29 protein-coding genes are annotated in these 25,914 nt (G+C 65.7%); 13 read left to right on the forward strand and 16 right to left on the reverse strand.

Going from position 1 to position 25,914, the window contains the following annotated elements; translation table 11 throughout:
• Window positions 1–30 precede the first annotated feature (30 nt).
• Window positions 31–1,092: an alpha/beta fold hydrolase gene (locus tag ACFWVD_RS09810; RefSeq protein WP_379241631.1), complete on the forward strand. Its 1,062-nt coding sequence runs from the start codon at window positions 31–33 to the stop codon at window positions 1,090–1,092.
• A 1-nt stretch (window position 1,093) separates the two neighbouring features.
• On the opposite strand, the gene ACFWVD_RS09815 is transcribed toward ACFWVD_RS09810, so the two are convergent.
• Both ACFWVD_RS09815 and ACFWVD_RS09820 read right to left on the reverse strand, forming a co-directional pair.
• On the reverse strand, window positions 1,094–1,894 hold the full coding sequence (locus ACFWVD_RS09815) for an enoyl-CoA hydratase (protein WP_379241632.1): 801 nt from the start codon (window positions 1,892–1,894) through the stop codon (window positions 1,094–1,096).
• A complete protein-coding gene (locus ACFWVD_RS09820) occupies window positions 1,891–2,877 on the reverse strand; it encodes an NAD(P)H-dependent flavin oxidoreductase (RefSeq protein ID WP_379241633.1) in 987 nt (328 codons plus the stop codon). Before ACFWVD_RS09820 ends, ACFWVD_RS09815 begins: the two co-directional genes overlap by 4 nt.
• A 181-nt stretch (window positions 2,878–3,058) precedes the next feature.
• Between ACFWVD_RS09820 and ACFWVD_RS09825 the strand changes: the two genes are divergently transcribed.
• Window positions 3,059–4,555 carry an aldehyde dehydrogenase family protein gene (locus tag ACFWVD_RS09825; protein ID WP_379241634.1) on the forward strand — a complete coding sequence of 499 codons (1,497 nt, stop codon included), beginning with the start codon at window positions 3,059–3,061 and terminating at the stop codon, window positions 4,553–4,555.
• 35 nt (window positions 4,556–4,590) lie between these two features.
• On the forward strand, window positions 4,591–5,736 hold the full coding sequence (locus ACFWVD_RS09830; RefSeq protein ID WP_379241980.1) for an acyl-CoA dehydrogenase family protein: 1,146 nt from the start codon (window positions 4,591–4,593) through the stop codon (window positions 5,734–5,736).
• A gap of 48 nt (window positions 5,737–5,784) precedes the next feature.
• Here the strand turns inward: ACFWVD_RS09830 and ACFWVD_RS09835 are convergent, their stop codons facing one another.
• The 13 genes from ACFWVD_RS09835 to ACFWVD_RS09895 form a co-directional block, all read right to left on the reverse strand.
• A complete protein-coding gene (locus ACFWVD_RS09835) occupies window positions 5,785–6,489 on the reverse strand; it encodes a class I SAM-dependent methyltransferase (RefSeq protein WP_379241635.1) in 705 nt (234 codons plus the stop codon).
• Between the two features lie 95 nt (window positions 6,490–6,584).
• Window positions 6,585–7,829 (reverse strand): TetR/AcrR family transcriptional regulator, encoded by a 1,245-nt coding sequence (locus tag ACFWVD_RS09840; RefSeq protein ID WP_379241636.1) that lies wholly within the window; start codon window positions 7,827–7,829, stop codon window positions 6,585–6,587.
• A gap of 52 nt (window positions 7,830–7,881) precedes the next feature.
• Entirely contained in the window at window positions 7,882–8,535 is a 654-nt protein-coding gene (locus ACFWVD_RS09845; RefSeq protein ID WP_379241637.1) for a hypothetical protein, read from the reverse strand.
• Window positions 8,536–8,546: 11 nt separating this feature from the next.
• On the reverse strand, window positions 8,547–9,731 hold the full coding sequence (locus tag ACFWVD_RS09850; RefSeq protein ID WP_379241638.1) for an MCE family protein: 1,185 nt from the start codon (window positions 9,729–9,731) through the stop codon (window positions 8,547–8,549).
• Entirely contained in the window at window positions 9,728–10,837 is a 1,110-nt protein-coding gene (locus ACFWVD_RS09855; RefSeq protein WP_379241639.1) for an MCE family protein, read from the reverse strand. Before ACFWVD_RS09855 ends, ACFWVD_RS09850 begins: the two co-directional genes overlap by 4 nt.
• Window positions 10,834–11,928: an MCE family protein gene (locus ACFWVD_RS09860; RefSeq protein WP_379241640.1), complete on the reverse strand. Its 1,095-nt coding sequence runs from the start codon at window positions 11,926–11,928 to the stop codon at window positions 10,834–10,836. The genes ACFWVD_RS09855 and ACFWVD_RS09860 overlap by 4 nt, the downstream gene beginning before the upstream one ends.
• Window positions 11,928–12,929 carry an MCE family protein gene (locus ACFWVD_RS09865; RefSeq protein ID WP_379241641.1) on the reverse strand — a complete coding sequence of 334 codons (1,002 nt, stop codon included), beginning with the start codon at window positions 12,927–12,929 and terminating at the stop codon, window positions 11,928–11,930. Before ACFWVD_RS09865 ends, ACFWVD_RS09860 begins: the two co-directional genes overlap by 1 nt.
• Window positions 12,926–13,948 carry an MlaD family protein gene (locus ACFWVD_RS09870; RefSeq protein ID WP_379241642.1) on the reverse strand — a complete coding sequence of 341 codons (1,023 nt, stop codon included), beginning with the start codon at window positions 13,946–13,948 and terminating at the stop codon, window positions 12,926–12,928. The genes ACFWVD_RS09865 and ACFWVD_RS09870 overlap by 4 nt, the downstream gene beginning before the upstream one ends.
• Before the next feature lie 3 nt (window positions 13,949–13,951).
• Window positions 13,952–15,397, reverse strand: coding sequence for an MCE family protein (locus ACFWVD_RS09875; protein WP_379241643.1), 1,446 nt, complete (start codon window positions 15,395–15,397; stop codon window positions 13,952–13,954).
• Between the two features lie 4 nt (window positions 15,398–15,401).
• Entirely contained in the window at window positions 15,402–16,265 is an 864-nt protein-coding gene (locus ACFWVD_RS09880) for an ABC transporter permease (protein ID WP_379241644.1), read from the reverse strand.
• 1 nt (window position 16,266) lies between these two features.
• Window positions 16,267–17,109, reverse strand: coding sequence for an MlaE family ABC transporter permease (locus ACFWVD_RS09885; protein ID WP_379241645.1), 843 nt, complete (start codon window positions 17,107–17,109; stop codon window positions 16,267–16,269).
• The gene (locus ACFWVD_RS09890; RefSeq protein ID WP_379241646.1) at window positions 17,106–17,288 is read right to left on the reverse strand and encodes a hypothetical protein; all 183 of its coding nucleotides are present in this window, start codon (window positions 17,286–17,288) and stop codon (window positions 17,106–17,108) included. The genes ACFWVD_RS09885 and ACFWVD_RS09890 overlap by 4 nt, the downstream gene beginning before the upstream one ends.
• Window positions 17,288–17,512: a hypothetical protein gene (locus tag ACFWVD_RS09895; protein WP_379241647.1), complete on the reverse strand. Its 225-nt coding sequence runs from the start codon at window positions 17,510–17,512 to the stop codon at window positions 17,288–17,290. Before ACFWVD_RS09895 ends, ACFWVD_RS09890 begins: the two co-directional genes overlap by 1 nt.
• A 159-nt stretch (window positions 17,513–17,671) precedes the next feature.
• Here ACFWVD_RS09895 and ACFWVD_RS09900 point away from each other — a divergent pair, with 159 nt between their 5' ends.
• From ACFWVD_RS09900 to ACFWVD_RS09945, 10 genes are all read left to right on the forward strand, one after another.
• Complete coding sequence (locus ACFWVD_RS09900) at window positions 17,672–18,544, forward strand: oxygenase MpaB family protein (RefSeq protein ID WP_379241648.1); 873 nt, start codon at window positions 17,672–17,674, stop codon at window positions 18,542–18,544.
• Between the two features lie 72 nt (window positions 18,545–18,616).
• Complete coding sequence (locus ACFWVD_RS09905) at window positions 18,617–18,781, forward strand: DUF5993 family protein (protein WP_379241649.1); 165 nt, start codon at window positions 18,617–18,619, stop codon at window positions 18,779–18,781.
• Window positions 18,778–19,434, forward strand: coding sequence for a disulfide bond formation protein B (locus ACFWVD_RS09910; protein WP_379241650.1), 657 nt, complete (start codon window positions 18,778–18,780; stop codon window positions 19,432–19,434). The genes ACFWVD_RS09905 and ACFWVD_RS09910 overlap by 4 nt, the downstream gene beginning before the upstream one ends.
• Window positions 19,435–19,483: 49 nt before the next feature.
• Window positions 19,484–20,653: a hypothetical protein gene (locus ACFWVD_RS09915; protein WP_379241651.1), complete on the forward strand. Its 1,170-nt coding sequence runs from the start codon at window positions 19,484–19,486 to the stop codon at window positions 20,651–20,653.
• A complete protein-coding gene (locus ACFWVD_RS09920) occupies window positions 20,650–20,928 on the forward strand; it encodes a hypothetical protein (RefSeq protein WP_379241652.1) in 279 nt (92 codons plus the stop codon). The genes ACFWVD_RS09915 and ACFWVD_RS09920 overlap by 4 nt, the downstream gene beginning before the upstream one ends.
• Window positions 20,925–21,434 carry a DinB family protein gene (locus ACFWVD_RS09925; protein ID WP_379241653.1) on the forward strand — a complete coding sequence of 170 codons (510 nt, stop codon included), beginning with the start codon at window positions 20,925–20,927 and terminating at the stop codon, window positions 21,432–21,434. The genes ACFWVD_RS09920 and ACFWVD_RS09925 overlap by 4 nt, the downstream gene beginning before the upstream one ends.
• Window positions 21,435–21,484: 50 nt before the next feature.
• Entirely contained in the window at window positions 21,485–22,288 is an 804-nt protein-coding gene (locus ACFWVD_RS09930) for a HEAT repeat domain-containing protein (RefSeq protein WP_379241654.1), read from the forward strand.
• 747 nt (window positions 22,289–23,035) lie between these two features.
• Window positions 23,036–23,209 (forward strand): CsbD family protein, encoded by a 174-nt coding sequence (locus ACFWVD_RS09935; RefSeq protein ID WP_379241655.1) that lies wholly within the window; start codon window positions 23,036–23,038, stop codon window positions 23,207–23,209.
• Between the two features lie 83 nt (window positions 23,210–23,292).
• Window positions 23,293–24,123 (forward strand): DUF1206 domain-containing protein, encoded by an 831-nt coding sequence (locus ACFWVD_RS09940; RefSeq protein WP_379241656.1) that lies wholly within the window; start codon window positions 23,293–23,295, stop codon window positions 24,121–24,123.
• 8 nt (window positions 24,124–24,131) lie between these two features.
• Window positions 24,132–24,827, forward strand: a complete 696-nt coding sequence (locus ACFWVD_RS09945) for a DUF998 domain-containing protein (RefSeq protein ID WP_379241657.1) — start codon at window positions 24,132–24,134, stop codon at window positions 24,825–24,827.
• Here the strand turns inward: ACFWVD_RS09945 and ACFWVD_RS09950 are convergent.
• Window positions 24,760–25,911, reverse strand: coding sequence for a hypothetical protein (locus ACFWVD_RS09950; RefSeq protein ID WP_379241658.1), 1,152 nt, complete (start codon window positions 25,909–25,911; stop codon window positions 24,760–24,762). The genes ACFWVD_RS09945 and ACFWVD_RS09950 overlap by 68 nt on opposite strands.
• Window positions 25,912–25,914: the final 3 nt, after the last annotated feature.

Genomic DNA, 25,914 nt, shown 5'->3' on the forward strand with positions numbered 1-25,914 from the left:
CGGAACGTGGTCAGTTGAGGGGATATACCGGTGGGAATCATCGATGAGGTGCCGCGCGCGGTACGCAATATCTGGTCGGTGTCGTTCGGTGGCGGGCTCGAGCCCTACCGTCCCGCGCCGTCGACCACTGTGGCCGATGGCCCGCACCGCGAGCTGAAGCGCTACCACCGCAGCACGCCCGCCAAGGGCAACCCGGTGCTGCTGGTGCCCCCGCTCGCGGTGACCGCCTCGTGCTTCGACCTGCGCCCCGGCCAGAGTCTGGTGCGCTATCTGCTCGATCAGGGTCGCCAGCCCTACGTGGTCGACTACGGCGAATTCGGTTATGCCGACCGCGATATGGGCCTCGAGGACTGGACCCACGACATCCTGCCCGAGGCGATCCGTCGGGTCAGTGCCGAACACGACGGTGCCGAAGTCGACCTCATCGGTTGGTCGCTGGGTGGGGTGTTCGCCCTGCTCACCGCGGCGTCGCACGCGGACCTGCCGATCGCCTCGATTACCTGCCTCGCCTCGCCGATCGACCAGGCGGGCACCGCGATGCTGATGCCGCTGCGCCTGCTCGCCAAGGTCACCGGCGGCCGGGAGATGGCCCTGGCGGTCAAGATCATGGGCGGCATCCCGCAGGAATTCGTGCGCCTCGGCTTCCGCATCCAAGCCCTGGATCGCGAGCTCGCCCGTCCGATGTACTTGGCGCGCAACGCTTTCGACCCCGAGGCGCTGGCCCGCATGGAGGCCACCGACCGGTTCATGTCGACCATGCCCGGTTACCCCGGCCGGTCCTACTGGCAGATCCACCGCGGCCTGGTGCTGGGCAACGAGCTGGCCAACGGTTCCCTGCGCCTGCGCTCGGACCTGGTGATCGAACTGTCCAAGGTCACCTGCCGGGTCCTGCTCGCGGGCAGCCGCAGCGACGTGGTCGTGCCCGCCGCCGCGATCCGCCGCGGCCTCGACGTCCTGCCCAATGCCGAGGTGGAGTTCGTCGAGGTCAGCGGCGGCCACCTCGGCCTGCTCGCCAGCCCGGCCGCCGCCGACACCACCTGGCCCGCGATCGAGGAATTCCTCAGCCGCGAACCTGCCACAGTTCCTGCCTGACCTAGACCGGGTCGGTGGTCGGCAGCACGGCGCCGTCGAAGTGCGGCGGGCGGCGGGTGAGCATCGCGGTCATGCCTTCGTAGAAGTCGGCGGAGGTCAGTAGTTCGCTCTGGCCGGTCTTCTCACGGGCCAGCGCCTCGTCCAGCTGAGTGAGGGTCGCGGCATTGATGGCCACTTTGGTCAGTTGCAACGCGCGTCGAGGACCCGCCGCGAGTTGGGCGGCCACGGCCTCGACCTGGTCGGACAGCCGGTCGGCGGGCACACAGCGGGTGATCAACCCGGCGGCGGCGGCCTCGGCCGCGGGCAACCGCGCACCGAGCAGCGCTAGTTCAGCGGCCCGCACGCGTCCCATCGCCGCGGCGACCATCGCCGAAGCACCTCCATCGGGCATCAAACCGATGGAGGTGAACGGCAGCAGCAGATAGGCGGTGTCCGCGGCGTAGATGAGATCCGCGGCCAGCGCGATCGACGCGCCCACCCCCGCGGCAGGACCGTTGACCTGCGCGATCACCGGCAGCGGCGAGTCGACGATCGCGCGCACCACATCGTTCGCGCGATCCATCACCACCTCGGGCGAAGCCTCGTTGCCCCCGGCCGCAGCCGCCGCGGCCAGGTCGGCACCGGTGCAGAATGCCTTGCCCGCCCCGGTCAGCACGATCACCCGAACCTCGGGCCGCGTCTCGGCGCCGATGATCAGTTCGCCCAGTTCGCTCATCGTCGCGAGGTCGACCGCGTTCATCCGCGCCTGCCGGTCGATCGTGATCCGCAGGACCCCGCGCTCTTCGTCGACCAGCAGGCTCATCGCGCCACCGCCTCGACGATAGAGCCGGCCAGCCGACCCGCGATCAGATCCTCGGCTTCGCGCACCATCCGCGAGATCAGCTCGGCGCAGGTGGGAATGTCGTGGATCAGCCCCTGACACTGCCCGACGCTCCAGATCCCGGCATCGAGATCCCCGTCCTCATAGACCTTGCGGCCACGAGCCCCCGACACGAGATCGCGCAGATCGTCGAAAGTGCCACCGCCACGCTCGATATCGACCACCTGTCGACTGACGGCGTTATCGGCCACCCGCGCGGTATTGCGCAGCGTCCGGAAGATCAACTTCGTATCCAGTTCGGTATTGGCCACGATCTGCTCCTTCACCACCTGCGCGATCGGCGACTCGACCGTGCACAGGAACCGGGTGCCCATATTCACCCCGTCCGCACCCAGTGCCATCGCCGCGACCAGCCCGCGCGCGTCGGCGATGCCGCCCGAGGCGACCATCGGAATCTCGAGTTCACGCGCGGCGGCGGGGATCAAAACCAGCCCCGGCGTGTCGTTTTCGCCGGGATGACCCGCGCATTCGAACCCGTCGATGCTGACCCCGTCCACGCCCACCTGCTGGGCTTTGAGCGCGTGTTTGACGCTGGTGCACTTGTGTAGCACCTTGATTCCCGCGTCCTTGAGAAACGGCAGGTGCGTGGCCGGATTACCGCCCGCGATCTCCACGATCGGCACCCCACTGTCGATGATCGCCTGCCGGTACTCCGCGTACGGCGGCGGCGAAATCGACGGCAGGATGGTCAGATTCACGCCGAACGGCTTGTCGGTGAGATCCCGGGCACGGGCGATCTCCTCCCGCAACGCCTGCGGAGTGGGTTGCGTGAGACCGGTGATGATCCCCAAGCCGCCTGCTTCCGAGACCGCGGCCGCGAGTGCGGCGCGACCGACCCACATCATTCCGCCCTGCACGATCGGGTGCTCGACACCGAATGCCTCGGTGAATCGGGTGCGCAACATCGCGCCCTCCGTCCGGTTTCGACGCTTCTTCCCCGATGTCGCGAAAGCTCGAAAAGCTCTGTGCAACCGGCGAGAACCGTGATTAACTTAGCGAGAATTGGGATTAACTTAACGGCCGCTGAGGTGGACTGTCAACAGTGTGAGGCGGTCCGCGTCGTGACTACTCGAAGGATGGTCGAAGATGACCGAAACCCGCACTGCGACAACCGCTTCTGCGATAATGCTGACCAGCGTCAATCCTGTTTCCGGTGAACCGATCGGTTCTTGGGCCATCGACGATGCCGCCGCTGTGGATGCCGCCGTCGAGCGTGCTCGCAGCGCCGCCCAGCAGTGGCGCGACCTCGGATTCGCCGAGCGGAAAAAGGCCTTGCGACGGTGGGCCGCGCAGATTATCAACAATGTCGACGAGTTCTGCGCGCTGATCACCGCCGAGAACGGCAAACCCACCGATGACGCCTATCTCGAGGTGATCCTCGCGGTGGAACACATGAACTGGGCGGGCGCCAACGCACACAAGGTGTTGAAGCCGAAGAAGGTGCGGCCGGGGCTGCTGATGGCCAACATCGAAGCGGTGATCGAGCAGCGCCCGCACGGCGTGGTCGGGGTGATCGGGCCGTGGAACTACCCGGTCTACACGCCCACCGGGTCGATCGCCTACGCGTTGGCCGCGGGCAACACCGTGGTGTTCAAGCCCAGCGAGCTCACCACCGCGATCGGGCACTGGTTTGTCGATGCCTTCACTGCCGCCAATCCCGCACTGCCGCAAGGCATCTTGAGCGTAGTCACCGGTCCTGGCGATACCGGTCGCGCGCTGGTGGAGTCCGGGGTGGACATGATCGCGTTCACCGGGTCGACGGCCACGGGCAAGCGGATTATGGAAGCCGCGGCGCAACGCCTGACCCCCGTGGTCCTGGAATGCGGTGGCAAGGACGCGGCGATCGTGGCCGAGGACGCCGATATCCCCGCGGCCGCCGACGCGATCGTGTGGTCGGCGATGGCGAACTCCGGCCAGACCTGCGTCGGCACGGAACGCTGCTATGTGGTCGAATCCGTACTGAAGGAGTTCCTCGTCGAGGTCACCGCGCGGGTCGGTGAACTCACGCCGGGCACGTCGTACGGCCCGATGACGTTGCCCAGTCAGATCGACGTGGTCGCCGAGCATGTCGGCGACGCCCTGGCCAAGGGTGCGACCGCGGTCTTCGGTGGGTCCGAGTCGATCAACGCACCGTTCGTGGGCCCCATCGTGCTGCTCGACGTCCCCGAGGACTCCACCGCGGTCCGCGAGGAAACCTTCGGACCGACATTGACCGTGCGCGGGGTCCGCGATGTCGCCGAAGCGATCGAGCTGTCCAACGCGTCGCGCTACGGCCTTGCCTCCTCGGTGTATTCGCGCAAACGCGGCACGGAGATCGCCCGTGCGCTGCGAGTCGGCGCGACCTCGATCAACAGCCCCCTGTCCTACGGGGGGATCCCGGCACTGCCGTTCGGCGGCGTGGGGGAGTCCGGCATCGGCCGAATCCACGGCGCCGCAGGCCTTCTCGGCTTCTCCCGTCCGCACTCCATCGCCCGGCAGCGCTTCGCGATCCCCGGCATGGCCCTGCAGTCGTTCGCGCGCACCGAACAGACCATGCAGCTGGTTCGCAAGATCACCGCCCGCCGTTTCGGGCGCGCCAAGTAATTCACCACGACTCGAAGATGAGGAACGAAACACCGATGGGCGTCGAATTCAGCCAGCAGCACAGGGATTTCGCCGCGGCCGTGGCCGCCTTCGCCAAGCGCGAAGCGGGCACCCGCGAACAGCGAGACGCGTTGACCGCCAACGACACCGAACAACACAACCCAGGCGTCTACGCGAAAATGGCCGAGCTGGGCTGGCTCGGGCTGACCGTCCCGGAGGAATACGGAGGGTCCGCGGCCACCATGGTCGACATGTGCATTCTGCTCGAGGAATCCCTGCGCGGCATGCTGCCGATCGGCGCGATCGGCCCGACGCTGATCACCGGCGGCGCCTACGCCAAATTCGGCACCGAGGCGCAGAAAGACGAAGTGCTGCGCGGCATCGTTCGTGGTGCGTCGCAATCGATTTCGATGTCGGAACCCGAGGCCGGCTCCGATGTGGCGAACCTGTCCACCAAGGCGGTGAAAACCGCCGACGGCTGGGTGATCAACGGCCAGAAGACCTGGTGCTCCAACGCCCACATCTCCGAGAACATCCTCCTCGTCGCCCGCACCTCCAAGGACGGCGGAAAACACGAGGGGCTCACCATGTTCCACGTGCCCGCCAACACCCCCGGGCTGCAGATCACCCCGATCGAGCTGATGGGCAACCAACGAGAAACCAACGACCTCTATTTCACCGACTGCCTGCTGCCCGAAGACGCCGTGGTCGGGCAGGAAGGCAACGGCTGGCGCCAACTGATGACCGGCCTGAATTTCGAACGCCTCATCCTCGCCGCGATGAGCCTGGGCGCCGCCGAACGCGCCTTCGACGACACCCTCCAATTCGTCACGCAGCGAAAGCAATTCGGTCGCCCCGTCGGCACCTTCCAGTCCCTGCGCCACCGGCTGGCCGACCTGGCCACCGAGATCGAATGCACCAAACTGCTGATCTACAGCGTGGCCCGCGAAGCCGACGCCAACCCGGACAGAATACTCGCGCGCGAAGCGTCGATGGCCAAGCTCAAAGCCACCGAAACCAGCAAACGGGTGGCACTGGAGGGCATGCAGATGATGGGCGGCTACGGCTACGCCCGCGAATTCGACATGGAAAAGCATGTCCGCGGCGCGCTGGTCTCCACCATTTTCGGCGGCACCAGCGAAATCCAACGCGACATCATCGGCCGCACGCTGGGCCTGTGACCCGCTGACCTCGTCGCCACCGTCGGGGGGTGGCGACGAGGTCGACGATCACGGCTTGGTGGCCACGACCAGAATGTTCTTGCCGAACATCTTGCCGGTCACCCGCTGCAACGCCTTGCTCAGCGGAAACACCGCACGGTCGTAGAGTTTCAACGCCCGCGTGTTGATCGTGCCGTCGTCGTTGCCGGCGAACTTGTAGGCCAGCGTGGCGAAGAACCCGATCGGATCGCAATAGCGCGACTCCACGATCTCCAAGCCCGCGTTGCGCAGAATCCGGTTGAGCTGGGTGCGGCGATAACGCCGGTAATGTCCGACTTTGGTGTCCATCGAGGTGAACAGCACTTCGAGCGCGGGCACGTAGATCACCATGGTGCCGCCCGGACGCAACAGCGAAGTCAGGTGCTCCGAGGCTTCCTGATCGTTTTTGATATGTTCGAAAACGTTGAAAGAGTAGATGAGACTGTACATTTCGGCTTCCGATGCCGGCGGGGTCTCACAGTCGACCACGTGGTACCCCTTCGACTCCAGCAACTGCTGCAACTCGCCGTCGGGTTCCAGACAATCGGGTTTGGTGCCGCGTTGCGCCAGCATGTCGGCATAGGTGCCCCGACCCGCACCGAAGTCCAATATTCGTTCCTGCGGGGACGTGACATGTTTATCCACGCAGTCGATCAAAAACCTGTTGTAGTTGACCGCTTCGGTCATCGCCTCCAGGTTGTCGCACCCGGTGTACGCGAATTCGCTGCTGGTCACGCTTATTCCCCTCAATTCTTCGATGGGCGGCATTGCGGGCCAGCGTAGTCCGACAATATTGCGGTGCCACGACATCGGGAATAATGACCGCGCGATCAGCGTTGCAGCGGCGCACCCAGCGCGATGGTCTGCAGGATCCGGATCACCGTGTGCTGCGGGCAGATTCCGTTGTCACCGAAGGTGCGGGCCAGGTCCACCACCAGGCTGAACGACGCGTGCACCAAAATCCTGGCCTCGCCGATCGACAGTTCCGGTCGGGCTCGCGCCACCAGTTCGGCCCATTCGGTGATGATCAACTGCTGCAGGTGGCGCAGGGTCACCTGATCGGCGGGGTCCACGTGGGCGAACTCGGCGTAGTAGACGAACGTCAGGGCCCGTTCCTCGAACGACCCGGTCACGTAGAGGTCGATCAGCGTCCCCAGCGCCTGCGCGGGCGTCTCGGCGGCGCTGACCGCGGGCGCGATCGCCCCCGACACCCGGTCCGCTGCGCGTCGGAACGCCGCGGCCAGCAGGTCGCTCTTGCTGCGGTAATACCGATACACCGCCGAAGCGGCCGACAGATCCGCGGCGACAGCGATGTCTTCCATGCTGACGTTGGGATACCCGCGCTCATGAAACAGCTCCACGGCCTTGCGCAGCAACAGTTCGTGTTTGAACGGTTGCGGACGTGGCACGGCCTGGTCGACCGGGGCGGCAGTGCTCTCGCCCGACAGATCGGCATCGATCAACGCCCAGCTGGTCGATTTCAACAGCGGCGCAAGGGCTTTCGCGGACACGGTCGCATGGTGGTCGCCGATGCTGCTGATCATCGCCAGGATCGAGACCGTGCGGACCGCCCGGTCGTAACCGTCGAGTTCGGGGCGCACTTCACGAAGGAGGGCGCGGATGGCGGCCAGTGCGGTCGTGAACTGGTTGATGAGTTCGTGGAAGTCCGCCGGCTCGAGGTAGCGGCGCTCCCATCGGGCCAGGGCGACGGTGGGCCGGTTGGTGATGGTGAGGTCGATGACCGCGGTCAGGACATGATCGAGGCGCTCACGCGGGGACCAGTGCACCGCGTCGTCGGGCAGCTCGACCGCGGTCATCGCCAACCCCGACAACCGCAGCAATTCCTCCCGGAACAGCGCGTATTTGCTCGGGAAGTGCCGGTAGAGGGCGGTGGAGCTGATGTCGAGCCTGCGGGCGATGTCGTCCATGCTCACGCCGTGGTAGCCGTGCGCGCCGAACGCCGCCGCCGATTCCGCCGCGATCTGCGCACGACGGTTCTTCGGCCTGCGCTTGACCACCCGTGGTGGCGTGTCCGCGGTCGCCGGTGCTGCGTGTTCGCTCGTTGTCCTGCCCATCTCGCTGGTCATGATATCGCCCGGTAGCCGGGGGCTAGCTCACCGGATTCGCTCACTGCGCCTGGGTGGGCGGGGTGGGGGAGTTCACCTTCTCGACCAGCCAGCGGCCGTTGTCGTTGCGCAGGCTCAGCATCATCGACAGCTGGCCGGGCTTGGGTTTGTGCCCGGTGCCCAGGCTGGTAATGGTCTGCCGGACCATCACGATCGCCTCGGCGGCGTCCTCGTTCGCGGTGCGGATCGCGCACTGGGTGTCGGTGACCTCGGAGGTGACCTCGCCCTTGATGAGCACTTCCCGCAACTCGGTGCTGGTGGATTCGAACTGCTTCTTCCAGTCACCGGTGGCACCGTCGAGCACGGACTTGAAGTAGGTGTCGAGGTGTTTGCTGTCGTATTCGGCCATGATCGGGCCGTAGTGGCAGGCGGCCTCGCGTGCTTGTTCGTGGGCTCGCAGCAGGCTCTGGCTGTGGTGGTTCTGCACGAAGAACACCACCGAGGTGGCAAGCGCCGCGGCGAGCACCACGGCCACTCCCGCTCGCTCGGCGGTGCGCCCGCGCAACCAGGAGGAGGGTGCCTCGCGGTCGACCAACGCTTCCGGTGTCGGTCGTTCGGCGGCCGCGGCGGTGGTCGATTCGGCGACCTTCGCCATCTCGATAGCGGGGGGTGTCTCGTCGGAATCGTCAGGGGTCACGGTGTCGTCGTTGCTCATGGTCGAATTCCTCAACGTGGTGCGGGGACGGCGGGCTGGGACAGTTCGTTGCCGGTGACGCCGGGCGGTGGACCCGCGCCGTTGTCGGGTCCGGCGGGGCGCGGCGCGTTGGCCGAACCACGTACTTGCAGAGCGGGATTGGTGGTGACGCAGTAGTTGTAGAGCCGCACCCTGGTATCGGTGGTCTCGGTGGTGGGCACCACGGGCACAGTCTCGTATTCGCACGACGGCCGCGGCCACGGATCGATCAGCGTGAAGAAGCCGCCATCGTGCGCCGGGACGCCCAGGGCATCAGCGAAGCGACTCAGCGACGGGAACAGCGCCTGGAGCGCCGGTTGCCGGAGTTTGGCGGCCTTGGTGATCGCGACGAAGTTCGTGACCAGATCGGTGATCGGATCGTGAGTGCGCGACACGAAACCACCCAACGTCGACAGCTGCCCCGGCCCCTGTTGCAGCAGGTGCCGCAACTCGGCGTCGGCGGCGGTGAACTGGCGGAACAGGGCGGTGCCCGACCCGGTGAGCGTGGTGAGGTCCGGTTGCGCGTGCGAGGTCGTCTCGGCGATGACCTGCAGATTGCGCAACAGCTGCTGGGTGTGCGGCAGCAGTTCGGTCATACCCGCCATGGCCTGGCTGATCCCGGAGATCATGTTGCGCAACCGATCCGGGCCGCCCGCGAGTGCCTTGTCGAGTTCGTCGACGATCACGGTGAGCCGTTCGGGATTCATCCCACCGACCAGTCCGCTCATATTCGCCAACAGCGACTGCATCGGCACCGGCACCGAGGTCCGCGCACGCTCGACCACCGAGCCGTCGCGCAGATACGGCCCGCTGTCGGAGACAGGCCGGAAGTCCAGATACTGCTCACCTGCCGCCGACAACCTGTTCACCGCAACGGTTCCCCCGATGGGAATCTGTGTGCCACCGTCGATTTCGGCCACCGCCGCGACCCCGTCACCGGACACCCGAACAGCGCTGACCCGCCCGACCCGCCATCCGCGAAAGGTGACATCGCTGCCGACCGACAGCCCGCCCGAGGACGCCAACTCCACGGTCACGCCGTACTGCGACCGGCTCGGATCGATCCGCAACACCGCACCACCCAGATACAGACAGCCCAGCACGAGCACCACGACCAACCCGGCATTGGCGACCGCAATCCGCTTGCGCACCAACCAGTTCCACAGTGGTGAGTTCATCGCGGACCCTCCTGCGGTGCGGGTTGCGGCACGCTGGTCACGCGTCCGAACACCTTCGCCAGCACCTCGGCCAGACTGCCGATGAACGCGGGCACGTCGCCGCCTTCGGGCAAGCGACTGCCCGACGGGTCGGTGAGTGCGCCGATGCTGAGATAGGACACCGTGGCCGCCACGGCCAGGGTGGGGCCCTGCAGGGAGGCCATCAGCGACGGGTAGAGGGTGTGCAGCCCGTCGAGGGTGCCGGTGAGGTCGTCACCCATGCTGGTGAACCCCTGCATCAGCTTCTGCACGCTCGAGAACAGGCTCACGAACTGCGGACCGTTGCTGGTGCTGAAGTCGCCGAGCGCGTCCATGGTGACCGCGACCTTGCCGATCAGGTCCACGATCGACTGGTTGTTCTCCGCGACAAGCCCGATCACCTGCGGAAAACTGTCGGCCACGGCACCGAGTTCGGCTTTGCGGCCGGCGAGTTCGCCGGTGAGCACCTGTAAACCGTGCAGGGTGGCGTCGAGGTCGCCGGTGCGCGCGTTGAGCGCGGCGATCACATCGGTCATTTCGGTGACCAGGTGGCGCAGTTGCGGTGCGTGCCCGGCGAAGATCGAATCCAGTTCGGAGGTGATCCGCGCGGCCTGGTTGATGCCGCCGCCGTTGATCAGCATCGAGATCGACATCATCAACTGTTCGACCGAGGCGGCCGAGCCGGTGTGTTCCAGGCTGATGGTTTCCCCCGCACGCAGCGGTGCGCCGGCCTGCGCGTCGGTGGGCAGGGTCATCGCGACGAACACATCGCCCAGCGGTGTCGCCTGCCGCAGTTCGGCGGTGGTGCCGCGCGGCAACTGGATGTCCTGCCGGATCAGCATTTCGACATTCGCCAGAAACGATGTCGCCGAAATATCGGTCACCACACCGATATCGGTGCCGCCGATCTTCACCTGGGCACGGTCGGGCAGGTTCAGCGCATCACGGAAGGTGGCGTGCAGGGTGTAGCCGGGGCCGCCGATGCCGGGTTCGGGCATCGGCAGTTCCCGCACCGTGAGCGAGCAGGCGGTGGTCGTCGCCAGCACGAGCGCGAGGCATGCAGCGGAAAGCCCTGTGCGCGCGCTCATTTGGTGATGCCCAGCAGTGCGGCGGTCAGACCGAAGTCCGGTCCGAAGTCGGCGATCTTGCCGGTGCGACACCCGTCATGCCGCAACTGCACGCGTTCGCAGAACAGCGACAGTGCCTCGCCGTCCAGCACCGCCTTCTCGAGCAGCCCGTGCAGGCGCAGCGCTTGGTGTTCGCGGCTGACGGCGTTGTCGATGTTGTCGAAGAACAGCGGCCCGACGTCGACGATCTCGGTGAGACCGCGTGCGTTGGCCCGCATCTGGGCGGCGATGGCGACGAACTTCGTGAGCGCGCCCGCCAGCTGATCCTGGTTCTGACCCACGACCGTGGAGGTGTTGGTGATGAAGTCGTCGAGCTGTTTCAACACCGCCTGCAAACCGGGTGCCTGTTCGCCGAGCAGGGCGATCAGTTCGGTGATGCGACCGCTGAAATCGCGGACGGTCTGGTCGTTGTCGGCGATGATCTGGGTGATCTCGTTGAGCCGGATCACCGTGTTCGCGATCTGGTCCTTGTTTGCCAGGGTCACCTCGAAGGCTCCCGCCAGCGAGTCCAGGGTTTCACGGAGTCGGTCGCCATTGCCGTCCAGCAGTGGGAACAGCACCCGGCTGGCCATCGGCCCCGCCTCGCTGTCGCCTTTGAGCGCGGCGCCGAGCTGGTCGAAATTCTCCAGAATGCGGTCGAGTTCGACGGGAGTTCTGGTGCGCGCCAACGGAAGATGCGCGCCGTCGGCCAGTTCGGGACCGGACCCGGTGTACGCGGGGGCCAATTCGACGTGCCGGTTGGTGATCAGCTGCGGCGAGATCAACGCGGCCATGGCATCGGCGGGAATGCGCACGTCGCCCTTCACCGACATCACCACCTCGACGTAACTGCCGCGCGGCGTCACCGATTCGACGACCCCCACCGGAACGCCGAGCACCGCCACCTCGTTGCCCACATACAGCCCGGCCACACTCTCGAAATCGGCGCTGATCCGCTTGTTCTCGCCCAGATACCGCTCGCCCAGATTCGACACACTGCTGGGCAGCAGCGAACAGCCCGACATCACGGCGGCCGCCACACACAGCGCGGCCAGTTTCGCTCTGCTTCTCATCAGTTGCACCCCTGTATCGCCTGCGCGAAGCACAGCCAGTTGTCGGGAAAGAGCCACGGTGCCCACACGTCGCCGTAGGGGCCGTTGCCGACCACATTGTTGAACTGGCGCAACGTGACCGGGGCGATCTCGTAGAGCCGATCCAGGTTGCCCTTGTTCTTGGTCAGGCCGTCGGCCATGGTGTTGAGGTTGGTGATCAGCGGACCGAGTTCCCCGTTGTTCTCGATCCCCATGTCCTGCAACAGTTTCGACAGTGCCGCGACATTGTCGAGCAGCTGGGACAACAGCGTCTGCCTGGTCTGCACCGCGGCGCCGATCGCCTCACCGCGGGTGAGCAGCACCAGCACGCTGTTGCGGTTGTCCGACGCCAGCTGCGAAACCTGATCCATGCTGGTGAGCAACACGTCGACTTCGTCGCGGCGGGCATTGATCACCCTGGCCAGCGCGCCGACGCTGTCCATGGCCTGCACGGCCATCGCGGGGGAGTCGCCCATCTGCTTGTCGAGCAGGTCCAGCGCGGTCCGCAGCTTCGTCGGGTCCAGGCGCTCGATGCGTTCGAACGAGGACGTGTACTGCGGATCCTGGATGACCTTGCTCAAGTTGTAAGGGACAGTGGTCTTTTCGACGGTGATGCGGTTACCCGGCAGCGGGGTGGTGTCCTTGCCCGGCTTCAAGTCGATGTGCAGGCGTCCCAGGATGGTCGACATCTTGATCGCCGCGGTCGCGTCGGTGCCCAGGCGCAGGTCGCGGCGCACGGCCATGGTCACATCGACCCGGTCGTTGACCAGGTCGACCGCGCGCACCGCCCCGACCTCGATACCGGAGATATCCACGGTGGCGCCGGGCCGCAAACCGGCCGCTTGCGCGAACTCGGCGTGGATCACCTTGTCGCCCAGTCGAAGCTGAGCCAGCAGGCTGGAACCGCCGAGCAGCACCGCCACCGCGAGCACCGCGCCAAGGCCCAGTCGCAGGTTGCGGTTGTCGCGCAGGAAGTCTCTCATCGGCACACCCCCGACTGCGAATCGCCGCCGACCTGCGAGAAGATCCCCGGCGGCAACACCGTGTTCCACAGCGAGACGTCCAGGCGACAGATGTAGGCGTTGCCGTAGGCGCCGTAACTGGTGAACCGGGCGACACCGTTGAGGAAATCGGGCAGTTCCACCGCGGCCTGATCGAGCGCGACACCGTTGTACAGCAACATCATCACGCCCTGGGTGGCGGTGCGCTGGGCCTGTGCCATGCCCGGCTTCACCTGCCCGATGAGCGTGACCAGCGAGTCGGTGGCCACCGCCACCCGGTCGACGGAACTCTTCAACGACTGTCCTTCCGCGTACAGACCGTCCATCAGGCTGCGGGTCTGGGTGATCAGGGTTTCCAGTTCGCCACTGCGGTTGGCCAGGCCCGCCATCACGGAGCTGAGGTTGACCAGGACATCGCCTAGGATCTCGTCTCGCTGGCCGAAGGTGTTGGCCAGTTCCGCGGCCTGGGTTATCAACGCGGACAACGAGATCTCGTTACCCTGCAACGCTTGGATGAGCGTTTCGGACAGGGAGTTGATCTGGTCGGGTTGCAGCACGCTGAACAGCGGTTCGAAACCCGACAGCAGCGCGGACACGTCGAAGGACGGTTCGGTGCGGGTCAGCGGAATCTGCGAACCCGGCGGCACGGTCATGCCCGCCGTCTCGCCCGCGGCCAAAGCGATGTAGCGCTGGCCGATCAGATTCTGGTAGCGGACAAGGGCTTTCGTGGTGTCGGTGAGGTGTTGACGTTCCTCGAGCTGGAAGTCGACGCGGGCGGTGTAGTCGTGCGTGAAGTCGATCTTGTCCACGCGGCCCACCCGCACACCGGCCATGCGCACGTCGTCGCCCACGCGCAGGCCGAGCACGTCGGTGAACAGTGCCGAGTAGCTGTTGGTGGGGCCCGGCACGCTGCGCTGCAGCGTCGACCACACGGTGTAGGTGAGCACCACCGTGAGAACGACGAAGAAGCTGAACCCGATCAGTGGCTTGGCCGATTTCATCTGCTACACCGCGCTTTCGGGGACGAGGGTGACATTTCCGAGGACGGGACCCAGTAGCAGCAGTTGGGCGACGGTGGGTCGGCCACCGACCACCGCCGCCACCGCGTCCGTTCCTCGCACCGAGATCGGCACGGCAGCACCGGAATTGGGTAGCGGTGCGGCGGCCGGCGCGGTGAGGCCGGGAATAACGGGCAGCCCGGGAATCGTCGGGAAGCCCGGAATCGTAGGCAGGCCGGGAATCACGGGTGGGCCGGGAAGCGCGGGCAGGCCCGGAATCACGGGTGCGCCGGGCAGGCCGGGAATCTGCACGATCGGCGCGGGGCCCGCCGACTCCAGACGCCGGGGGAGCTGCTGCGCCGGATACTCCTGCGGCGGAGCCACTTCCGGCACCGTCGGCCCACCACACCGCGGCCCCGCCATGTCCCCATAGCGTGGGCAGTCCGCCGCCGTGTACTGCTGGAACGGCGTGAACGACACATCCATCTTCCACACCATCTGCTTGCGGGGCCCGAAGTGGAAGACCTGCTGCAGTTTTCGCAACGAGGCGTTGAAATTGACTGCGGTGGTGCGCAACGCGTCGGGATCCTGTGCCAGCGCACCGAAAACCGTGTCCAAGCCGTCGACCAGTTCCTTGCCCGAGTTCGGGTTCGCTGCGAAGAGACTGTTCACCGCGTCGACCGTGGAACTGCCTTGGGTCAGCAGCGCCACCAGTTGGGTGCGGTGCTCGTTGAGGGTGTTCGCGGCGGTCAGCGAGTCGCCCAGCATCCCGACCAGCTCCGGCGCGGACTGGCTCAACGCCATCGACGCACGCCCGAGATCGCCTAGCAGACCACCGATTTCGGGAATCCGGTGCACCTCGGTGAGCCAGGTATCCAGGCGCTCGATGGTGGAACCGGGAACCCGCGCGGCAGGGTCGAGCGCGGCGGCCAGGGTGGCCAGCACCCGGCCCAGTTTCTCGGGCTGGATGGTGGTGAGCACGTCGCGCAAGGTGTTCAGCGTGGTCTGCAGTTGGACTGTGGCCGAACTGGTGTCTTCGCGGATGGTGGCGCCCGCGCGCAGGGTGGTGGTCGACGGGGCGTTGTCCACCAGCTGGATCGAGGTGACGCCGAAGATATTGTCCGGGATCACCCGCGCGGTCACGGTATTCGGAATCGTTTCGGCCAGACCGGGTTTCAGTTCCAAGGTTGCGTGCTGCAGCCTGCCCTTGGCGACCATGTCGACCGCCGACACCGCACCCACGTGCATCCCGCGATACTTCACGTCCGCGCGCTGCGGTAGCCCGTCGCCGGTGCTGGTCAGCTCCGCGCGCACCACCACCGTGTCTTCGAACTCGCCGTTGTAGCGCATCCCGAGCAGATACATCGCCGCGGCCAGCGTCAAAGCCACGGCCAGGCCCGCGAGGGTGAGCTGGAACGGTTTGGGCCCGCGCCCACTGGGATCGAGAATCATCGACCTATCCCGAGATCCGGAATCCGGGGTCGATGCCCCAGATAGCAAGGGTGAGAAACAGATTCGTGAACACCATGACCACGATCACCATCTTGATCGCCCGCCCTGCCGCCACCCCGACGCCTTCGGGACCGCCGGTGGCGACATACCCGTAGTAGCACTGGATGAACGTGGCGAGCAGCACGAAGACCACCACCTTGAGCACCGAGAAGAACACGTCGCCGCCCACCAGGAACTGGAAGAAGTAGTGGTCGTAGGTACCCGCGGTGGTGCCGCCGAGAAACAGCACCGACAGCTTGGTCGAGATGTACGCCACCGCGAGGCCCAGGGTGTACAGCGGCACGATGGTCACCGTGGCCGCGATCATCCGGGTGGTGACCAGGTAGGGCAGCGGCCGGATCGCGATGGATTCCAGGGCGTCGATCTCCTCCGAGATCCGCATCGACCCCAACTGGGCGGTGAACCGACAACCGGACTGGATCGCGAACGCGAGTGTGCCCAGGATGGGTGCGATTTCGCGGGTGGTCGCGAAACCGGAGATGGCCCCGCTCAGTGGTCCCATGGTCAACAGGTTCAGCGCGGTGTACGACTCCACGCCCACGGTGATCCCGCCGAACGCGCACAACACCACCACCACGCCGACCGTGCCACCGCCCACGATCAGCGACCCGTTACCCCACCCGACATCGGCGATCAGCCGCGACACTTCCTTGCGGTAGTGACGCAGCGCGAACGGCACGGCGAACAACGCCTGGAAGAACACGATCGCCTGATGCCCGACACGCTGGTTCGCCCGGATCGGCACCTTGGCGGCGGAACCCACCATCCGCACCGGCTTCATCGCCGGCGGCACATATTCGGCTGCCATCTCAGACCACCTTCGACGGGAAGAAGGTGTTGTAGAGCTGGGTGACGATGATGTTGGTGGCGAACAGCATCAGCGCCGACGACACCACCGCGGAGTTCACCGAGTTCGCGACCCCGCCCGGCCCGCCTTTGGTGTGTAATCCGATGTCGCAGGCGATGATTGCCGTGAGCAAGCCGAAGATGGCCGCCTTGAACAGGGCCACGATCAGGTCGTTGGCCACCGCGAACGAGGCGAACGAACCGATGAACGACCCCGGAGTGCCGTGCTGGGCATAGACATTGAACAGGTACGCGGTCGCGAAGCCGACGAACACGATGAACCCGCACAGCAGCATGCTCACCAGCACCGCAGCGGCCAGGCGCGGCGCGACCAGCCTGCGCACCGGATCCACCCCCATCACCCGCATCGCGTCGATCTCCTCGCGGATGGTGCGCGAACCCAGATCGGCGCAGATCGCCGAACCGACCGCGCCCGCGATCATCAGCGAGGTCACCAGCGGCGCACCCTGCCGGATGATCCCGAGACCCGCCACCGCCCCGATGAAAGTAGTCGCACCGACCTGGTTGACCAGCGCGCCCACCTGGATCGACACCACCACCGCCACCGGGATCGCGACGAACACCGTCGGCAGCGCGGACACATTGGCCATGAAGGCGCACTGTTTGATGAACTCGTGGAACGGAAACCGCCGCTGCACAAGGGAAAGGAACAACTGCGCGATCGCGGCCCTGGCCAGCAGGACCTGCCTTCCGAGGGTCTCGATCGACTGCTGCGGGTGGCGCCGCCACAGTCCGGTGGCGCTGTCGATGATCTTGTCGACTTCCGATGTCTCGGGTTTCGTCATGCGCTCAACCACCGTTCCAGCGCGACCATCAGTGCACCCACCGCCGCTGCACCCAGCGCTGCCACGCACAGTAACGCAATCCACATACCCACGCGCAGAACAGGATTCACCTTGGTAACACCACCAAGAATCTTGATCACGATTACCACGATGTCGATAACCCAGACCGCCGCCATCATCAGGTCATCGTCACGTTCGCGAAGGTGAGCACCGGCCAGCACACGATGGACCCCAGAAACGAGATGACCAGATCGACACCGTGCAGGTCGCGCAGATGGTCGGTGTGGGTGAAGGTCCAGATGATCCCGACCAGGCCATAGGGGATGCCGAGGATGACGATCGTGCCGAGGAACTCCGACACCTTCATCTCGTAACTGAGAAACCTGTCCAGTCGTCGCAACATGGCGATGCCGGTGTTCCTTCCTTTGAGAGCCGTGAGGCGGACTGAGCCACCCCCGTGCTGCGAGCTAAGTTACTAGCAATTCTCTCCGATGGGTAGAGAATGGTGATTAACTTAGTGGCGGAAGGTCGCCGACTGTCGGTGACCGCAGGAGGTTCGCCGATGACCACGCTGACCCTGGACCGCGTGCGCCTGCACATCCCCGACACCCACCGATCACCCCGCAAACGCCCCGCTCGACTCGCTGACGCCCTGGACTTCTGGATGTTCGCGGGCGCGGCGGCCAACGTGGCGATGCAGTTCGCGCACCAAGGTGTCGCGGCCGGGGTGCTGGAGAGCAAGGTCGAGTCCGGCGCCCTCATGGTCCACCCGTGGAAGCGCCTGCGCACCACTTCCGCCTACCTCGCGGTGGCCGTGCTCGGTACCGACGAGGACAAGCTGGCCATGCGCGAGGCGGTGAACGTGGCGCACCGCCAGGTCAAGTCGGGCCCGGATTCGAAGGTGAAGTACAACGCCTTCGACCGCGATCTCCAAATGTACGTCGCAGCAGCCATTTACGTCGGCTTCGAAGACACCCACCAACTGCTGTGCGGCAAAATGACGCCCGAAGAACTCGAGGTCTTCTACCAGGGCTCCGATACCTTCGGCACCACCCTGCAGGTCCACCCCGACATGTGGCCTCCGACCCGCGCCGACTTCGACCGCTACTGGCTGCGAGCCTGCGAACAAGTAGTCTGCGACGACGAATTCCGCGCCTACATCGACGATCTGCTGCACCTGCGCATGATCCACTGGTCCACGCGCCTGCTGTTCGGCAGCCTCCTGCAGTTTCTCACCGCGGGCTTCCTGCCCCCGCATTTCCGCGACCAAATGGCCATCGACTGGTCCGAAGCCGACCAACGCCGTTTCGAACACCTTTTCCTGTTCGTCGGCTTCGTCAACCGCTTCATCCCGAGATTCATTCGCTTCGCCGGCACCCACGCGATGATCCGTGACGTGCGCCGCCGAATCCGCACACAGAAGGCACTGATCTGACAGCCTCCTGAGCTGGCGTTATCCGGGCGCGTCGGGCTGATTTCGCCCTGCCGCCGAGTAGCGTCGGGGCACATGGACACAGTCATATTCGCAGCCTTGTTGATCGCATTGGTGCTGATCTTTCGCGACAGTTCACGGCGAGCGGTGCTGACCGCGTGGTGGATCGGTTTCGTGCTGTGCGCGGTGCTGTTGAAAGTGCACATCACCAGCGGACTCGGCCTCGGATTGACATGGTGAGCGAAACAGCGGCCGTGGCCGCCACCGAGGAGAAGTCCGGCCCGCTCGGGTCGCTGCAGTATTGGCTCGCGGTCATTTTCGTGTTCGGGTGGAGTGCGGTGATCTGCGGCGGTTTCGCCGTGCAATTCCTGAACTGGGAATATCCGTGCCCGCTGTGCATGCTGCAGCGCATGTTCATGGTGCTGGCCGCACTCGGCGGCGCGTACATCGTCCGCAAAGGCATGAACGGCTATATCGCCCCGCGCGACTACGCGGTCGGCTGGGGTCTGGCCATAGTCGGTTGTGTCGGCGGCGCTTTCACCGCCTGGCGTCAAACGATGCTGCACATCCTGCCCGGCGATTCCGGCTACGGCGGCGAAGTCCTCGGCCTGCACCTCTATGTCTGGGCTCTGGTCCTCTACGTCGCCGCCATCGCCACCGTCGGCGTGGTCCTGAGCCTGTCGCATGCCACCGCCGCAACCAGAATCCCGCCGTCCTTCGCCACCATCGGTAAATGCGCACTGTTGTTCTGCGGCTTGGTCATTGCCGCCAACCTGGTAGTGGTCTTCGCCCTGGAAGGCTTCCACTGGAAACTGCCCGACGACCCGTCCTGCTACCAACTGTTCTACGACGTGGGCATCCTCGACGCCGGATGCGTGCTTCCGGAAAAGTAGGCAGCTCTGCTCCAGGCGAAAGTCCGCGCCGCGCAGGTACCTTCGGGGCATGGGGAGTTCCACCGGCACGGCGCGGCACAGCTTTCGCCGTCGGTTCACGATAGTTGTTGCCCTGGTGGCGGCGGTTGCGGTCGCGTGCCTGCTGCCGCGGTGGTGGTGCGGTCGTGACGCCGACCAGTGGTATCGGGGTGATCCGGCGACCGTGCGTGGTCTCGCCGAGGAAATGGTGGCCTTCGAAGACGATGATGATCGGTGGCGAGCGGGCGGTGGGGCGGATCGGGTTGTCGGCATGTGGGGGCTGCTCGCGCACCAGATGACGGCGCTGGGACTGGCGCAGGTGTCGCTCGAGCACCCCGAATGGCGGGACCGGTACGCGCCCGTCGTCACCCGCGCGGCGGTCAAGAGTTTGTTGCCGCAGTTGCGCAGTGAGTTCACGTCGTCCTGGCACGGTCGGGACGGACTGGCCGAGCTCGACAGCCCGGACGGGCACGCCTACCTCTCCTATCCGGCGCTGGCGCTCGGGATGGCGCGACTGGTCGACCCGGCCTTCCCACCCCACCTCGCGGCCCAGCACGATGCGCTGATCCGGGCCTTCGAGCGGCGGCTGCTCGCCTCACCGACGGGTCTGCTCGACACCTTTCCGGGCGAGGCCTACCCGACCGACGTGGCGGCGGTGGCGGCCGCGATCGCGGTGCACGGTCGGGCCACCGGCACCGATCACACGGCCGTCATCGCGCACTGGGCGCAGCAGGTGCGTGCGGTGCAGATCGACCGGGACACCGGGCTGGTGATCCAACGCATGGGAGGCGACGGCCGAGCCCACGATGCCCCACGCGCCTCAGGAACCGGGTTGGCCGCCTACTTCGCCGGTTTCGCGGACCGGGCACTGGCCGAGGAACTGGCGGCAGGACTGTTCGATCAGCAACGAAACCTCTTGGGCTTCAGCGCAATCGACGAGTACGGCGACGGCCACAGCGGTGCGGGAGACATGGACAGCGGCCCCCTGATCCTCGGAATATCGATGTCCGCCACCGGTTTCGCACTCGCCCCCGCCCGCGCCTTCGGCCACCGAGAAAAGTTCACCCGCCTGTACCGCACCACAGACCTCTTCGGACTGCCCCTGCGCAGCGGCGACCGCACGCGCTTCGCCACCGGCGGCGTCATCGGCAACGCCCTGCTACTCGCCTTCCTCACCTCAGGACCGGAGCTGGCCCGATGAAAATGTCGAGCCCGATGTCCTTCGGCTGGCGGCTGATTCGCGTCCCCCTGATCCTGCTCGCCCTGTACCTCGCCCTGCACACCCTCCTGACAACCATGTCGGCCCGCCACGGCTTCGGTTCACCCGACGGCCTCGGCACCGCCTTCCCAATTCTCGCCGCCACCGTACTGACCCTGCGCATACTCTTGCTGACCGTCGTACCCGCAGTCCTCACATACCGCGTCGTGCTGCGCGCACTGCGCCCGCAACACCGGGATCGGAGCGAAACCCCATGACTACCAACAGAATCACCAACGGCGACGAGCGAACAATCCTCGAAGACATGCTCGACCGCAACCGCGAAGCCCTCATCGAAACCGCACGCGGCCTGTCCGACACCGACGCCCGTCGACGACTGGTCGTATCGCTGACAACACCGATCTCCCTGATCAAACACGCCGCCGGCGCGGAACGCATCTGGTTCCAACGCTTTTGGGCGCGACTGGACGAGTCCGAATGCGACGGATACTCACGCCGTGACGAGGGCAACTTCGCGGTCGCCGACGACGAATCCCTGGAAGACGTCATCGCCGAGTTCGAACGCGCCAGCCAACGCTCCCGCGACATCGCCGCCCACTTCGACCTCGACGACACCGTAGAAATCCCCGGCGAAACCGTCAGCATGCGATTCACCCTGCTAGCCATGATCCAAGAATTCGCCAGACACGCAGGTCACGGCGACATCCTCCGCGAACAAATCGACAATCCCGCCCCGGACCCATCGAGTAGCGAGGCGCGCTGACACCGGAACGGGGGCGGGGGACAAGATCGTCGACAGGTACCGTTGGGGGGGTGAACCCAGCTGATGCGCGATCCCTCAAAGACGGCGATTTAGAGACCCGTGAGGAGAATCTGCGGCGGCTGCTCGAGCAGGCCGGGGACGGTGACGATGCTGCCAAGGAAGCGTTGCGGGCGCTGGTGCGCGACTATCCCGACTACCACCGGTCACTGTACAGCCGGGCGTTGAATCGGGCGGCGGTGTTCGGTGACGAAAGTCTGAGGGCGCCGCTGCTGGCGTCGTTGGCGGACACTCGGTACAACTGCCAGGCCTGGGCGGCGATGGGTTGTGCGGCGTTGGACTTCCGGGACGCGGTTCCGGGGTTGGTCGCGATGCTGGACCACTCGCAGGAGATGGCGCGCGAGCAGGCGGTGATCGCGTTGGGTGCGCTCGGCGACGAAGCGGTGGTGCCGGCGCTGGTGCCGTTGCTGCAGGACGCGGTGGCGGGAATGCGCGAACGGGCCGCGGAGGCGCTGGGCATGATCGGCGGCGACGCGGCCCTGTCCGCGCTGTGGGAGGAATTCGAGCACCGCAAGTACTACCGGATCGGCTACATCGCCAGCGCGCTGTCCGAATTCGCCCCGGAAATCCTCCCACGACTGATCGCCGCCGCCGACAGCGACGACGCGGACCAGCGCTACTGGGCGGCCGTGGCCCTCGGGTCGACCGGCAACGACCAGGCCGTGCCGACCCTGGAACGCCTGATGGCCAACGACCGAGGTCAGACGGTGTTCGACGGCATGGTCAGCGTCGCCGCGAAGAAGGGTTTACGAACCCTGCGGCGAATCCAAGCCGCCATCGCCGCCCGCGAATCTTGAGCGTGCGGGTGGTCTGACGAAACGGCGATGTCAGCACCCCGGCATTTTCGACCACTTCGGCCCGCTTCAACCTGTTTTCCGACCTGAGACGCGGCAAAGTGGACGAAAATGCCGGGTCCACGTCCGCGAACCGGCGGTCACCCACTACGGCTGCTGAACGGGTCCGTCCGGCTGTGAGGGGTCTTCGCTACGCCCGATTCGGCGAGGCCGTACCAAGGGCCGAGTGACTCCGGGCGGGGTGTTCGCACGTTTGCGACGCGACGCGGCGAGGTCGATGACGCTGTCGTCGTGATCCACCGTCTCCAGCGGTCGCGTTTCCGTCTCGCGCTGCAATTCGGCCCGGGTGACGGGGCGGGTCTGCGCGGGATCGTCGACGGGGTCGGGGAACCATGTCCGACGCGGACCCTCACCCGAGTCCTCTCGACCTCGCCGTGGCCGCTTCGGCAGTCGAACAACGTTCGACTGCTTGCCCTCGGTGGTGAACTCCGGCCTGTCTTCCTGGTCCGACATCGAACTAGCCGCGCACGGGCGCCGCGACACCCGTCGATCCCGTAGCGGTCGGTGTTCCGGCCTGCGTCCGTTTGGTAATACTCACCTTCACATTCTGCATCAAAGCCAGATGTGACGTCGTCGGGTGGGGGTCGACGACAGCGCGCTGCGGCGCCTGGAAACCAGACGGTAGATCAACATCGTTGACACCAGCGGTAATACGGCGTTGACTTGGTTTCACACAGCGAGGAAACCGTCATGAGCACGAGCAAGAAGATCGCGAATTCCATCGAGGCCACCAGGGGCCGGGTGAAGAAGGCGGTCGGCCGAGCCACCGGTAACCGACGCCTCGAGGCCGAAGGTCGAGCCGAACAAGTCAAGGGCAACCTGAAACAGTCCGGCGCCAAAATCAAGGACGCCTTCAAAAACTAGCCCGATCAGACCCCCGCAGTAGATCCTGCGCGACGACCGTCGCGGTCCACGTCGACGGATCCACCACACGCAGGGTAACCACCATGCCGCACTCCCCACCGTCCTACGACAACTCCTCCACCGCCGTGGCCCGGGTCGCCCAGAACAGCATCTTCGAACGATTCGCCCGCGCGGGCTTCGTGATGAGCGGCATCGTGCACCTGATCATCGGCTACATCGCCATCCGGCTCGCCCTCGGCGGCGGGACGGGCACCGCCGACCAATCGGGTGCCATGACCGAACTGGCCGCCAAGCCGGGTGGCGTCGTCGCGCTCTGGGTGGGTGTGGTGGCGTTCTCGCTGATGGCATTGTGGCGGCTGGCCGAAGCGGTGCTCGGCAGCTCGTCCAGACCCGATGCCGACAGCAAGAAATCCGAGGCTGTCAATCGGGTAAAGGCCTTCTCCTTGGCGGTGGTCTACCTCGCTTTCGCGTTCTCCGCCGTCGGATTCGCCAGGGGCGCAGGCACTTCCAGCAGTAACCAGAGCACCGGGATCACTGCCACGATGATGGCCACCACTGTGGGCACGATCGCGCTGGTCGCCGCCGGGTTGATCATCATCGCGATCGGCGGCTATCACGTCTACAAGGGAGCCACGCGCAGTTTCCTCGCCGACTTGGAAGGCTCCCCGAGCGATCTGGTTCGCCGGTTGGGCACCGTGGGATACATCGCGAAGGGCTCAGCCGTCGCGGCCATCGGATTGCTGGTGATACTGGCGGTCGTTCGATCCGATCCCGGCGAAGCCACCGGACTCGACGGCGCGTTCAAAACCCTTGGCGCGCAACCGTTCGGAGCGTCCCTGTTGATCGTGGCGGGACTGGGCATCATCACCTACGGTCTCTACAGTTTCGCCATGGCGCGATACACCAAGATGTAGTCGACCCCGTGCATCACGGTCTTCGGCACATCGCCGCGGGACTGACGTGGACGCTGGCACTGGCCTACCTGCTCGCCGAACTCGTCACCGCCACCGCATGGACAACGCCCTACAGCTTCCGCTACGACACCATCAGCGACCTCGGCATCACCACCTGCACCCACAATGCCTGCTCCCCACTGCATTTGGTGATGAACGCGACCTTCGTGGCGCTCGGTGCACTGACCATCGTCGGCGCGGTAGGACTGCTGGACTATCTACCCCGAGGCCGCCGCCAATGGTCGATCGTCGCCCTCGCGACCATCATCGGACTCAGCACCGCGGCAACCGGCTTGTTCCCCTCCAACGACGGCATCGTCGTGCACTTTCTCGCCGTGCTACCAGCCTTCATCTCCCGCCACATCGTGCTGATCCTGCTCGCGATCTGGCTGTGGAAGCACCGCCGCCTCGCCGCGATCTGGTCCGGCCTGTGCGCCACCGCCGGCCTCACCGGCACCGTCCTGATGACGGTCGGCCTCCAGATCGGCATCACCGAACGCCTCGTGTTCTACCCCCTCCCGATATGGATGGCCGTCACCGGCACCACCATCGCCTTCACCGCCGCCCGCGCCGCGATACTGCGACGGCGAGCTTTGATCAACTCGGCACTGTCGATACCGCTGAGGCGGGGGCTTCTGGGGTCGCCTGTGAACGCGGCACCGTGAAGGTGGCAACGACCGACGCGATGGCGATTACGAAGCAGGCGGCGGTGTACCAGAGGCTTCCGATGGGGTCGCCGTTGGTGGTTTCGCCGTTGATGGCGGCGAAGAAATCAGGGAGGGCCGCGATCCAGAGGGCGGCGAAAATGATGAGATAGAGGGTGGCGAAACGTTGGACGAAGGGGTCTGTGTACTGCGGGGGTGTCGCGGTTCCCCGGCGCAGTGCGGTCCATTGGCGGACCATCACGAGAGTGGCGACTGTTGCGAGGACGGCCAGTTCCAGGGCGTAGACGATGCCGCGGACGGTGGTGTTGTTCATGCCGATGACGGTGGCGGGGAGGGGGAGTAGGAAGGTGCCTACCGAGGCTAGGAGGCCGATGACGATTGTGCGCCAAGTCAATTCGAGGCCGGTGAATTTCTTGCCGTCGTCGACATGGCGGCCGACGAAGTACTGCACGCAGAAGGCCAGCGACATCGGCCATAGTGCGGCGAACACCACGACGCTGCCCATCGGGACCGAATCGAACATCGGCTGGTTGAGCGGGTTGTCCAATGACCATTCCCACCACCGCAATTGGGGGCCGAGGTGGTCGAAGATCTCGTAGAAGGCGTGGTGGACGAAACCTACGCAGGCCGCGCCGATCAGTACACCGTAGCGGCGGAAGATGCCCAGCATTCGGATGATGCCGAACGCCATCGTCGCCATCAGCGGATAGATAGCGATGATGTAGAGGGGCAGTCGGCCCCAGAGGAAGTCCACGGTGAACACGTTGTGGGCGAACATCGTGTCGACGTGGTCTTCGATGCCGAACGCGGCCGGGAAGTACAGCGGCGGTTCGATGACGAACAGGTAGGCCGTGGCGCCGAACCACAGGACCAGGTTGGTGGGGTCGCCGTGGCGGCGCAGGCGCACGATCGCGTACCACAGGGCCAGCACGGCGCCGAGCACGATGGTGAGTTCCAGGACCGGCAGGGTCCAGTTCTCCAGGGCGAACGGGCTGCGGAATTCGACGAGTCCGCCCGCTTCCTCGCAGGAGAAACCGAGTTGCCCGGCGAGGTCGGCGAAGGTGGGGGAGCAGTGGTCGGCCATCGG

It is taken from the genome of Nocardia sp. NPDC058666, from assembly GCF_042714895.1.
In the GTDB taxonomy this organism is placed as follows: Bacteria; Actinomycetota; Actinomycetes; order Mycobacteriales; family Mycobacteriaceae; genus Nocardia.